Source organism: Streptomyces sp. NPDC002825 (assembly GCF_040295385.1).
Taxonomy (GTDB): Bacteria; Actinomycetota; Actinomycetes; order Streptomycetales; family Streptomycetaceae; genus Streptomyces.
Map to the genome: position 1 here is coordinate 121,890 of NZ_JBEOVH010000015.1, position 12,233 is coordinate 134,122.

Genomic DNA, 12,233 nt, shown 5'->3' on the forward strand with positions numbered 1-12,233 from the left:
GACGGGGGAGCGGGTGCGGGGGCGGGGAGCGTGCGCTCCGAGGCGGGCGCAGCGCGGGCCGACGGCCGGTGGGCCGGTCGTGCACTCTCAGCAGCATCGCCCGGATCACGCGGGAAACGTCCCTCATGAGCTGCGTGCCCGGAAGTCCCGGAGCTTCCGGAGCTCCCAGGGCTTCCGGAGTGACGGAAACCGCCTCCTCACCTCCACGCTAGGCGTGTGCCTGTGGCGCTGCAATCACAGCCGCGGCCCGGCCGTGCCCGGTGTGACCTCGGAGGGTGACCGGACGGTCGCCCATCGCGTCGGGGATGTTCCCGGCAATGGCGGTTCGTGCCAACTCCACTGTTTCACGGTCGAGTTGAGTCGTTCTGCCCTATGTTCTAGGGGCCCGCAACGCTTTCACGGTCCGTCCAGGAGGTCCGGTTGCAGCACAGACGCATGCGCGCCCTTGCCAGAGCCTTCCGCCGCTCCCCTCTGCTCATCGCCTTCGCCCTCGGCTCGCTGCTCGTCGGGCTCACCCCCTTGCTCGGTGCGGCGAGCACCTGGCCGGGCGGCCGTGGCCCGACACCCCGGCCGACGCCCGGGGCCGTCGACCATCAGACCGGGCAGCAGTCGCCCCACCACGGCGTGGCGCCGGCGAACGCCATGGAGCCGGCGGCTCCCCTGCTCGACCGGACCGGATGGACCGCCACGGCGAGCGACGAGGAGACCACCCGGGAGAACGGCCGCGCGGCCAACGTCCTCGACGGCAGCACGGCCACCATCTGGCACAGCAGGTACTCCGGGACCACGGCCCCGCTGCCGCACAGCATCACCATCGACATGCACCGCACGGCGGTGGTCTCGGGACTCGTCTACCAGCCCCGCACCACCGGGATCAACGGTCGCATCGGTGAGTACAGCATCAGCGTGAGCGCCGACGGCCAGAGCTGGGGCAGTCCGGTCGCCACCGGCACGCTCGCGGACGACGCCAGCGCCAAGACCCTCGGATTCGCCCCGCAGGGCGCCCGGTTCGTCCGGCTCACCGCACTCACCGAGGCCGGGAACCGCGGCCCGTGGAGCTCGGCCGCGGAGATCAACCTCCTCGGCGATCCCGGCACCCCGGCCGCCACCGTCGACCTGCCCCGGACCGGCTGGACCGCCACGGCGAGCGACGAGGAGACCGTCAAGGAGAACGGCCGCGCGGCCAACGTCCTCGACGGCGACGCCGGCACCATCTGGCACAGCAGGTACTACGGAACCCCCGTCCCGCTGCCGCACAGCATCACCATCGACATGCACCGCACGGCGACCGTCTCCGCCCTCGTCTACCAACCCCGCAAGGACGGCGTCAACGGGCGCGCGGGCGCCTACACCATCACCACCAGCACCGACGGCGTCACCTTCGGCGCAGCGGTCGCCACGGGCACCTGGCGCGACGACGACACCGTCAAGACCGCCACCTTCATCCGCGCGAGCAGCGCCCGCTACATACGGCTGACCGTGACCCGTGAAGCCGGCAACCGCGGGCCCTGGACCTCCGCCGCCGAGATACGCCTGAGCGGACCGGCCAACCCGGCCGCCCACGGCTCCTGGAGCCGGATCACCGGCTTCCCGCTGGTGCCGGTGGCCACCGCGGTCCTGCCGGGCGACAAACTCCTGGCCTGGTCGGCGTACGCCGTCGACCGCTTCGGCGGCAGCAACGGCTACACCCAGACCGCGATCCTGGACCTCAAGACGGGCCTGGTCACCCAGCGCCGCATCGACAACACCGGCCACGACATGTTCTGTCCGGGCATAGCGATGCTCGCCGACGGCCGGGTCCTGGTCACCGGCGGCAGCAACGCGCAGAAGGCGAGCATCTACGACCCCGCCACCGACGCCTGGACCGCGACCACCGACATGAACATCGCCCGCGGCTACCAGGCCATGACCCTGCTCTCCACCGGCGAGGCCTTCGTCCTCGGCGGATCCTGGAGCGGAGGCACGGGCGACAAGGCCGGCGAGGTCTGGTCCCCGGCCACCCGCACCTGGCGCAAGCTTCCCGGCGTCCCGGCCGCCCCCGCCATGACGGCCGACCCGGCCGGCGCCTACCGCGCCGACAACCACATGTGGCTGTACGCCACCTCGGGCGGCAAGGTGCTCCAGCTCGGCCCGAGCAAGCAGATGAACTGGATCACGACCGGCGGGAACGGGACCATCACCTCCGCCGGCACCCGGGCCGACAGCCAGGACGCCATGACCGGCAACGCCGTCGCGTACGACATCGGCAAGCTGCTCACCCTGGGCGGCTCGACCGCGTACGAGAAGACGCCCGCCACCCGGCGCGCGTACACCGTGAGCACCGACGGCACTCAGGTGCAGACCGCCCGCACGGGCGACATGGGCTACGCCCGCGCCTTCGCCAACAGCGTCGTCCTGCCCGACGGCAAGGTCGCGGTGTTCGGCGGGCAGGCCTATCCCGTGCCGTTCAGCGACGCCACGTCCGTGCTGACCCCCGAGCTGTGGAACCCGGCGACGGGACGCTTCACCCCGCTCGCCACCATGGCCATTCCGCGCAACTACCACAGCGTGGCGAACCTGCTGCCCGACGGCCGGATCTTCTCCGGCGGCGGCGGACTGTGCGGCACCTGCGCCACCAACCACGCCGACGGGGCCGTGTTCACCCCGCCGTACCTGCTCAACGCGGACGGCTCGCCGAAGCCGCGTCCCGCCATCACCGGCGGCGTACCGGCCCGGGCCGCCGCAGGCACGTCGCTCACCGTGACCACCGACAGGCCGGTGGCCTCCTTCGTCCTGATGCGGGCCGCGGCCGCGACCCACTCCACGGACAACGACCAGCGGCGGGTCCCGCTGGCCTCCACGGCCACGGCCACCGGCACGTACACGGTGACCGTCCCGGCCGACAAGGGCACGGTCCTGCCGGGCACCTACATGCTCTTCGCCCTGGACGCCCAGGGGGTGCCGAGCATCTCCCGGTTCATCACCGTCTCCTGACGACACGACGGACACGACACCGTCGCGACCGGTCCGAAGCACCCGCCCGGGCCGGTCGCGGCCCGGGCGGGTACGTCACAGGTCGTCCGGAGTTCCGTCTACAGCCGGGCCGCAGCCGTCGGGCAGGTGGGCCACGATGAGCCGCACGGCCTCCTCCACGGCGTCCGGTTCACCGAGCACCGTCTTGTCGGAGTGCCGGAACACATGGAACCCGCCGGGACGGGCGAACAGGGCGGCGACATCATGGGTCCACGGGGACCGGGTGCACCGGCTGAAGTACAACGCGCCATGGCTGACCATGGGAAACAGCTCCCGCAACTCGGGCTGTGCGTGGGCCGCGCGCGGAATCGCCGGGTCGATGCGCCGCTCGCTCATCCCCAGGACCCTGCGCCACTCCGCGGCCACGATCTCCGCCGCCTCGCGGGGCGCTTCACTCTCCATCATGATCCGACATCATCCGCCCCCGGCGTCCGCTCCTAGGACACCAGCGCCTCGCCCTCCAGTTCCGTCAGGCGGACCGTGCACAGGCCGCCGCGCTCGGTCTTCACGTCCGTCACCTTCAACCGGGTGCCCGGAGTGAGGATGTACTCCTCCTCACCCGTGAACGCGGAGAAGCGGCGGATCCCCACCGCCCGGGCCGGCGTCACCTCGAAGAGGGTGCGGCGGCCGCGGCTGCCCAGGAAGGCCCGGGCCACGCTCGGCTCGGACGTGCAGGACGACACGCCCCACCAGGTGACCGTGCGGCCCAGCGGATACTGGGAGCGCAGGTCCAGGGCCACACCGCGCCACAGCGGCCGCGTCTGCGCCGGAAGGTCGGCCACGGCCGAGAACAGCAGCCTCAGGTACGGCAGGTACGGGGTCAGCCTCTCCCGGTCGGGGGACCTCAGCACGGCGTTGATCTCGCGGTAGAACGCCGACTCGCACGTGTACAGGTACAGCGCGGAGATCGCGTCGGCCGACAGGCCGCCCGAGGCCTCCGGCTGCGCCGCCTTCGTCTCCGCGAACCGGGTCGACCGCTCGACGTACCGGTCCAGATTCGCGAGCACCCGCGTCACCGGCTCGACGGCCTCGCGGAAGTCCATCAGCGGCGTGTCGAACACTCCGGTGATCGGCGGCAGGACGAGGCCCTCGTCCTTGACGCTCGTGAGCCGCTCCAGATAGAGCTGGTGCAGCTCCATCGTCGACGCGATGAACGCGCCCATCCGCTCCGAACCGGCGGTGTCCGTCGTGTGCTGGTCCCAGCCCTTGCCCGGCAGCCAGTCGACCGGCTCCGCGCCCACCGCCGCCAGGGCGTCGTTCACCCGGGCGAAGTGGTCGCCCTCGCAGAAGATGTCCCCCTGCGCCGCCGGATTCGCGTGGTCCAGGTGCCGGACCTCGACCCCCGGGTACTTCTTCTCGAGCCGCTGGACGACCCTCTTCAGGCTCCGCGCGTGCGCGCCCCACCAGGCGAACACCACCCCGCGGTCCTCCTCCGCGGCATCCTGCTTCGCGCGGAGGATCTCCTCGACGATCTGCTCGGCCACCGGCCGCCAGAAGGACGTGTGCTGATCGGTCGGCACCGCCCCGTCCGCACTCGCCGTGAGCGAGGCGTTCAGCAGGAGCACGCCCTGGGTGAGCATCGCCTGGAACCACTCCGGCGGCTGGACCGTGTCCTCCTTCTTCAACAAGGCCCGGACGTCGGCGATCGGCGTCTTCTTGGCGATGCCGTACTTCCACATCGCGGCCGCTTTGATGATGCAGCGAATGCTGACCACCCGGCCGAACTGACTGTCCTTCCAGTCGTGGAAGGTGTTGTCGAACATCGCGATGCCCGTCGCGCTCTCCGCCCGCGGATACGGGTTCTGCCCGAAGGCGACCACCTTCCACTTGTGCGGCGGATGCGGCTTCAGCGCCTGGAACGTCAGCTCCCGCACCGGAACCACCTCCGGGCTCCGCTTCGGGCCGATGAACGCGCCGGCCCCCGGCTGCGCCTCGATCACCGGGGCGAGCAGCGGCAGCCACGGCTCACCACCGCCCTTGAACAGCTCGGCCAGCCCCAGGGGGTCGGCCGAGGGCGCGGGGGCAGGCTTCTCGGCCTGGTCCTGGGCCGATGCCGGGGCCTGGGGCTGGGTCGGATCCGGCGCCTCGGCCGAGCCGGCGGTCTGGGGCTGGATCGGGTCCGGCGTCTGGGCCGGTGCCGGGTCCGATGCCTGCGCCGGCACCTGAGCCTGGGTCCCGCCCGGCGCCTGGGCCGGTGTCTTGATCCGTACCCGCTGCGTCGGGCCCGCGCCCTCGATGTCGTCCAGCTGCCCCAGTACCGCCGCCCGCAGCTCGTCGTAGTCCGCGAACCCGTGGTCGTGGAAGAGCGTGTAGCCCGTCCACATCAGGTTCGCGCACACCTGCGCGGGCACCTGGCCCGTCCGCGCGCCCATCCCGACCAGCGCCACCGAACGGATGCTGCCCGGCTTCGCCAGGTTCTGCAGGTGGACCGCCTGGAACGCGGCCGCGCACGCCAGCGCCACGTTCATCGTGTCGCTGACGTTCTGCGAGGACTGCCGCATGGTCGGCGTCGAGATCAGATACCGCGGCACGGCCGCCCCGGACGGCACGCACACCGCGCTGCCCACCGGCAGGCTCCCGCCGAACCGCTCCCGGATCGCCCGCTGCACCCGCACCTGGACCCCGGCGCCGAGGTGCCGCTTGACGACGGCGTCGACGCCTCCGTCCATCCGGCCCCGCGCATTGGTGGGGGACACCCACGCGTCGACGTCCACGTCGAGAACGGAACCCTGCCGGATCTCGACCGCCGGCGTGTCCGCGAACGCGGACTTCCAGGCCGTCACCACCTCGTCGTTGACATCGACGAGAACAACCTTCAACGCACGCTCGACACCCACGATTTCCCCCTCTTCGTGCCCTCTTCCGAACGATCTCGAAGCTATCGCGGACCACTGACAACGCCCGTGAGCCGTGTCTCATCGCCCCCGTCCGCCTTGCTATGCAACTCGTTGCATAGCAAGATCTGGCGCATGGCGCTCGACCACGCGATCCTCGTCTCCCTGCTCGAGAAGCCCGGATCCGGCTACGAGCTGGCCCGGCGTTTCGAGCGGTCCATCGGCTACTTCTGGACCGCCACCCACCAGCAGATCTACCGCGTGCTCAAGCGCATGGAGAGCGACGGCTGGGTGGCCGTCCGGGACGTGCCGCAGCAGGGCCGCCCGGACAAGAAGGAGTACTCCGTCGCCGGGCCCGGCCGTGACGCGCTCTCCGCGTGGCTGGCCGCACCGATCGAGCCCGAGAGCGTGCGGCACGACCTCGCCGTGAAGATCCGCGGCGCCGCCTTCGACGACCCGGCCGCACTGATCGGCGAGGTCGAGCGGCACCGGCAGGCGCACACCGACCGCCTGGAGCACTACCTCGCGGGCGAGGCCCGGGACTTCCCGGCGTCCGGTGCCGGCGGTCCGCTCGACGCCGAGCGGGAGCTCCAGCACGCCGTGCTCCGCGGCGGCATCGCCTACGAGCGGATGATGATCGCCTGGCTCGACGACGTCCTCGCCACGCTCGCCCGGTTCGACGCCGACCGCTGAACCGAGCCGTACCCACCCCTCGACTCCCGAAAGGCGGACGTCATGGCCGACCCGCTGCTGTTCAACCCGCACACCTACGACCCCGCCCACTTCGACCCGGAGACCCGCCGGCTGCTGCGCGCCACCGTCGACTGGTTCGAGTCGCGCGGCAAGCGCCGGATCATCGAGGACTACCGCACCCGGGCCTGGCTGGGCGACTTCCTCGCCTTCGCCGCGGAGGAAGGCCTCTTCGCGACCTTCCTGACGCCGAGCTCCGCCGCCGGAGCGGACGAGGGCGACAAGCGCTGGGACACCGCGCGCATCGCCGCCCTCAACGAGATCCTCGGCTTCTACGGCCTCGACTACTGGTACGCCTGGCAGGTCACCATCCTCGGCCTCGGCCCGGTCTGGCAGAGCGACAACGCCGCCGCCCGCGCCCGCGCCGCCGAACTCCTCAGCCAGGGCGAGGTGTTCGCCTTCGGTCTCTCCGAGAAGTCGCACGGCGCGGACATCTACTCCACCGACATGCTGCTCACGCCCGACGGCGACGGCGGCTTCCGCGCCACCGGCTCGAAGTACTACATCGGCAACGGCAACGCCGCCGGTCTCGTCTCCGTCTTCGGCCGCCGCACCGACGTCGAGGGCCCCGACGGCTACGTCTTCTTCGCCGCCGACAGCCGCCACCCGGCTTACCACCTCGTGAAGAACGTCGTCGACTCCTCGAAGTACGTCAGCGAGTTCCGCCTGGAGGACTACCCGGTCGCCGCCGAGGACGTCCTGCACACCGGCCGCGCCGCCTTCGACGCAGCCCTCAACACGGTCAACGTCGGCAAGTTCAACCTGTGCACCGCCTCGATCGGCATCTGCGAGCACGCGATGTACGAGGCCGTCACCCACGCGCAGAACCGCATCCTGTACGGCCGTCCGGTCACCGTCTTCCCGCACGTGCGCCGTGAGTTGACCGACGCGTACGTCCGGCTCGTCGGCATGAAGCTGTTCAGCGACCGTGCCGTCGACTACTTCCGCACCGCCGGGCCCGACGACCGCCGCTACCTCCTCTTCAACCCGATGACGAAGATGAAGGTGACCACGGAGGGCGAGAAGGTCATCGACCTCATGTGGGACGTCATCGCCGCGAAGGGCTTCGAGAAGGACAACTACTTCGCCGAGGCCGCCGTGGAGATCCGGGGTCTGCCCAAGCTGGAGGGCACGGTCCACGTCAACCTGGCGCTGATCCTGAAGTTCATGCGCAACCACCTCCTCGACCCGGTCGCGTACGAGCCCGTCCCGACCCGCCTCGACGCGGCCGACGACACGTTCCTCTTCCGTCAGGGTCCTGCCCGCGGTCTCGGCTCGGTCCGCTTCCACGACTGGCGCCCGGCCTACGACACCTACGCCCACGTGGCCAACGTCGCCCGCTTCCGCGAACAGGCCGACGCGCTCTGCGAGTTCGTGCTCAAGGCCGCCCCCGACGAGGAGCAGAGCCGCGACCTGGACCTCCTCCTCGCCGTCGGCCAGCTCTTCGCGCTCGTCGTCCACGGGCAGCTGGTCCTGGAGCAGGCCGCCCTGACCGGTCTCGACGAGGACGTCCTCGACGAGCTGTTCGCCGTCCTCGTCCGCGACTTCTCCGCGCACGCGGTCGAGCTGCACGGCAAGGACTCGGCGACCGAGCAGCAGCAGCTCTGGGCGCTCGGCGCCGTCCGCCGTCCCGTCGTCGACGAGGCGCGGTCGGGGCGGGTCTGGCAGCGCGTCGAGGCGCTGTCGGGGGCGTACGAGATGAATCCCTGAGGATCCGTCAGTCCGCCACGATCCGGCCGTCCTGGTCCACGGTGACCGTGGACCAGGGGCGGTCCCATGCGTGGCCCACGTGCCCGGGCGCCTGGCCGGCCGGGTGGCGGACCCAGCCCTCCGGCGGCTCCTGGCCGTCTGCCACACAGTCCCGGCCGTCGGGGCTGCCGACGGTCTTGACCCGGGTAGCGGCCGGAGCCGCACAGGTCGTGCGCCCTCCCCGGGGGCCGGCCGGATCCGGCCGGCCCCCGGAGACGGCAGGGGTGTTACGGCTTGGGCAGGACGCAGCCCGGGCGGTTCAGGTCGATCACGTTGCCGGGGCCGACGCAGGGAACGATCGTGTACGTCTCCTGGGCGTAGTTGATGCCCTGGCGGACGGTCACGGTGCCGTTCTCGTCGACCTCGCACGGGTTGTTCACGGTGCAGCTCTCACCGTTCTCGTTGCCCGTGTTGTTGACGGCGACGACCTTGCCGGTGGCCGTGTCGATCACGGGCGAGCCGGAGGTGCCGCCGATCGTGTTGCACGAGGAGGTGTAGCGGACCGAGTCCTTCCAGGTCCACCCGCCCTCCTTCAGGCGGTAGACGAAGCCGTCGATGCTGCAGTTGTAGATCCGCTTCCAGTACCCCGAGACCACGCTGATCGACGAACCCTGGGTCGGGTGGACGTCGTTGAGGGTGAGGGCGCTGATGCCGTACTGGCTCTGTATCTGCGCGTACGTCTTGGTCAGCTGGTAGATCGAGATGTCCGTGTCGGTCATCGTGCCGTACGCGATCTTGCTGGCGCGCAGCGTCCCGACGCCGGTGCCGGCCGAGTTGAGCAGGGTGAACGAGCGGCTGGACCGCCGGTCCTTGATGACCTGGCCCGGCGCAGGCATGCCGGTCTCCAGGCAGTGCCCGTTGGAGAGGACCAGCGCGAAGTCGCCGGGCAGAGAGCTGGGGGTGCGGACGACGGAGCCGGAACAGTTGCTGAGCGCGACCGTTCCCGCGAAGTCGACGGCGGCCACGGCCTGTGTCCTGGACGCTGTGGCCGGTGCCTGGGCGACCGTCTCCCGGGGTGCGGAGGCCGCGGCCGGGACTGCCGCCGCTCCTGTCAGGAGCAGGGCGAGCAGGGCGCCGGCGAGAGGCTTCTTCATGTGGGGGTTCCCCTCTGAATGACCGTGCAACCGAGAATCCTTCGGTTGTCATGTGCATTCTTTGAAGGGAGTCGCCCAAGTGGCAAGAGGGCGTGCCGGGTTGGGAGCGACGGGCGTGTTCGGCCTTTCGCGAATGATCACTCGTTCGTGAGTTCCGCGGTCGTCGTCGCACGTCCGCCGCGACGCTGGGAGGAGTGACGTCGACACGTTCGGTGGGGAGTGGATGTGACGCGAGAGACGGGACCCCGTGAGGGCCTGGACGAGCGGGCGGTCTTACTGGCGGCGGGCCTCGCGGATCTGGCCGTGAGCACGCTGGGGTCGGGCATCGGGCTCGTACGGGGCCTGCTGAGGCGCTCGGACGCCGCCGAGGTGGCGGCCGAGGCGGAACGTGACCTGGAGGCGCGCGGCCGTCTCGCGCTCGACCGGTACATGTCCCCGCCCCCCGCCCACCTGGAGGTCCTCGCCCGGCACGTGCTGGCGCGCCGGGCCGGCGACGGTGACTGAGCGGTGGGAGTCGGCCGCGTTCAAGACGCGCGTCGACGAAGTGCTGCGCGGTTACGTCGCACGGGAGGCCGACGGGCTCACCACGGTCGACCCGGCGCTCGGCCCGGTGGCCGAGCAGTTGGAATCGGCCGTCGCGGACGGCAAACGGCTGCGGGCGGCGTTCTGCTACTGGGGCTGGCGCGCCGTGGGACAGCCCGACAGCGACGCCCTGGTGCGGGCGGCGTCCGCCATGGAGCTCGTCCACGCGGCCGCCGTCGTGCACGACGACCTGATCGACGACAGCCCGCTGCGCCACGGCCGGCCCACCGCACACCTGGCCCTGCGCGCCGCCCTGGACCACCATCCGCGGCCCGCCGCCGGAGCCCGGTCGCTCGCGATGCTCGTCGGCGACCTGCTGATGTCGCTCGCCGGGCAGCTCTTCGTCACCAGCGGCCTGCCCGCCGCCTACCTCGGCCGGGCCCGCCCGCTCTGGGCGGCCCTCGCCCGCGACCTCGTCGCCGGCGAATGCCTGGAGATCCTGCACACCGGAGCCTCCCCGGACACGAGTGCCTCGCTCAAGGTGATCCGCTACAAGACCGCCAAGTACACCGTCGAGCAGCCGCTGCTGATCGGCGGCGCCCTGGCGGGGGCGGGCGGACGGCTGCGCGAGGGCTACTCCGCCTACGGGGTGCCGCTGGGCGAGGCCTTCCAGCTGAGGGACGACCTGCTCGGCCTCTTCGGCGACCCCGGGACCACCGGCAAGGCCGGCTCCGACGACGTACGCGGGAACCGGCCCACGACCCTGCTCGCCGAGACCTGGCGGCTCGCCGGCGACGAGGAGCGCGCGCGGCTGCGCGAACTGCTCGCCCCGCGCGAGCACGACGGGGACGCCCTGGAGGCCGTACGCGAGGTGATGCGGCGACTGGAAGCGCCCGAGCGCGTCGAGGCCATGATCGCCGAGCGGGTCGGGGAGGCCCTGCGCGCCCTCGACGAGCTGAACCTGCCCGCCGCCCCCGCCGCCGCGCTCACCGCCCTGGCGCACTCGGCCGCCGTACGCCGTTCCTGACGCAGAACAAGGAGCCCAGCCCATGAGCACCACCGAGGCCTCGATGGACGCCCTGCGGCGGACCGGCGACGAACTCGCCGACGCCACGGTCACCGCCCTCTTCGAACGCGGGGAGGTGGGCACCTTCAACACGCTCATGCGGTACGTGTCCACCGCGGGATCCCCGCTCCCGGACGGGCTGCCCGACGTCGCCCGCGAGTACCTTCACGCCACGAGCGCGCCGCCGTCCTGGGTGGACTGGGCGGAGATGGAGAAGGCCCGGCTGTTCTTCATCGACAACAACGTGCACATCTCCACCGCGCTGTCCTTCGCGTCCATGCCCGCCTGCTACCTCGTCCCGCACGTGGCGAAGCTGCTGTCGGCGACGCACGGACTGAAGTACCCCTCGAAGCGGATGGCCGAGACGGGCCAGTTCACCGTCTACCTGATGCAGCCCGACGCCTTCGAGGCGGGCAGCCGCTTCATCCCCGCCGCGCAGAAGGTCCGCCTGCTGCACGCCTCCATCCGGCACCACCTCAGGCGCGAGAACCGCTGGGACGTCGAGGCCCTGGGGGTGCCGATCTGTCAGGAGGACATGATCGGCGGGCAGATGTTCTTCTCCATGCTGGTCCTCGACAGCCTGCACCGCCTGGGCATCCACATGTCCTCCGAGGGGGCCGACGCCTACTACTACGCCTGGCGCGTGGTCGGCGCGATGCTGGGCGTCGACCAGGACGCCGTCCCCAGGACGCTCGACGAGGCCCGCCGCTTCCTCGACCTGTACATGGTCCGCCACATGGGGCCGTCCCCCGAGGGCGTCCATCTGACACGCCAGCTGATCGACCTGTACGAGGAGGTCGTCCCCGGCACCTTCTTCGACCCGGTCGTCTCCGCCCTCATCCGCCACCTGGTCGGCGACACCTGCGGAGACTGGCTCGACGTGCCCCGCACCCCCTGGGACACCGTCGTGAAGTCCGTCCCCCACCTCCTCGGCGTCCTGGAGAGCATCGAGGACCGCTCCCCGCTCGGCGCCTGGGCCCTGGACCGCCTCGGGCACCTCACCACCGTCCTGGAACTCTCCTCCCTCACCCGCGGGCGCGTCATGCACTACGCGATCCCCGAACACCTCAAGAAGGACTACGGCCTCCCGTCGGGACCGCCCCGCACCCGACGGTGGACCCCGCCGCCCGCCACCGTCTCCCCGTGACGCGCGCCCGGCACCCCGCTGACCACCGGAAACGTGGGTGAAGAGCACCCCGGAAGCCT

9 protein-coding genes and 1 pseudogene are annotated in these 12,233 nt (G+C 71.4%); 6 read left to right on the forward strand and 4 right to left on the reverse strand.

The annotated features are described in order from the left end of the window. Window positions 1-420 precede the first annotated feature (420 nt). Window positions 421-2,973: a galactose oxidase family protein gene (locus ABT041_RS20810; protein WP_351186463.1), complete on the forward strand. Its 2,553-nt coding sequence runs from the start codon at window positions 421-423 to the stop codon at window positions 2,971-2,973. 75 nt (window positions 2,974-3,048) lie between these two features. On the opposite strand, the gene ABT041_RS20815 is transcribed toward ABT041_RS20810, so the two are convergent. Both ABT041_RS20815 and ABT041_RS20820 read right to left on the reverse strand, forming a co-directional pair. Continuing rightward, window positions 3,049-3,417, reverse strand: a complete 369-nt coding sequence (locus ABT041_RS20815; RefSeq protein WP_351186465.1) for a DUF6193 family natural product biosynthesis protein — start codon at window positions 3,415-3,417, stop codon at window positions 3,049-3,051. A 32-nt stretch (window positions 3,418-3,449) separates the two neighbouring features. After that, a complete protein-coding gene (locus ABT041_RS20820; RefSeq protein ID WP_351186467.1) occupies window positions 3,450-5,849 on the reverse strand; it encodes a macro domain-containing protein in 2,400 nt (799 codons plus the stop codon). Between the two features lie 132 nt (window positions 5,850-5,981). On the opposite strand from ABT041_RS20820, the gene ABT041_RS20825 reads away from it, so the two are divergent. Then, window positions 5,982-6,539, forward strand: coding sequence for a PadR family transcriptional regulator (locus ABT041_RS20825; protein WP_351186469.1), 558 nt, complete (start codon window positions 5,982-5,984; stop codon window positions 6,537-6,539). Window positions 6,540-6,581: 42 nt separating this feature from the next. Next, window positions 6,582-8,306 carry an acyl-CoA dehydrogenase family protein gene (locus ABT041_RS20830; protein ID WP_351186471.1) on the forward strand — a complete coding sequence of 575 codons (1,725 nt, stop codon included), beginning with the start codon at window positions 6,582-6,584 and terminating at the stop codon, window positions 8,304-8,306. Between the two features lie 7 nt (window positions 8,307-8,313). Here the strand turns inward: ABT041_RS20830 and ABT041_RS20835 are convergent. Both ABT041_RS20835 and ABT041_RS20840 read right to left on the reverse strand, forming a co-directional pair. Next, window positions 8,314-8,478: pseudogene (locus ABT041_RS20835) on the reverse strand (SCO0607 family lipoprotein); the annotation flags it as partial. A gap of 94 nt (window positions 8,479-8,572) precedes the next feature. Next, window positions 8,573-9,439, reverse strand: a complete 867-nt coding sequence (locus ABT041_RS20840) for a S1 family peptidase (RefSeq protein ID WP_351186475.1) — start codon at window positions 9,437-9,439, stop codon at window positions 8,573-8,575. A gap of 225 nt (window positions 9,440-9,664) precedes the next feature. Between ABT041_RS20840 and ABT041_RS20845 the strand changes: the two genes are divergently transcribed. From ABT041_RS20845 to ABT041_RS20855, 3 genes are read left to right on the forward strand one after another with little or no spacing between them, the layout of a single operon-like run. Beyond that, entirely contained in the window at window positions 9,665-9,943 is a 279-nt protein-coding gene (locus ABT041_RS20845) for a polyprenyl synthetase (protein WP_351186477.1), read from the forward strand. Further along, complete coding sequence (locus tag ABT041_RS20850; protein WP_351186479.1) at window positions 9,936-10,988, forward strand: polyprenyl synthetase family protein; 1,053 nt, start codon at window positions 9,936-9,938, stop codon at window positions 10,986-10,988. Before ABT041_RS20845 ends, ABT041_RS20850 begins: the two co-directional genes overlap by 8 nt. A gap of 22 nt (window positions 10,989-11,010) precedes the next feature. Next, window positions 11,011-12,174, forward strand: a complete 1,164-nt coding sequence (locus ABT041_RS20855; RefSeq protein WP_351186481.1) for an oxygenase MpaB family protein — start codon at window positions 11,011-11,013, stop codon at window positions 12,172-12,174. Window positions 12,175-12,233: the final 59 nt, after the last annotated feature.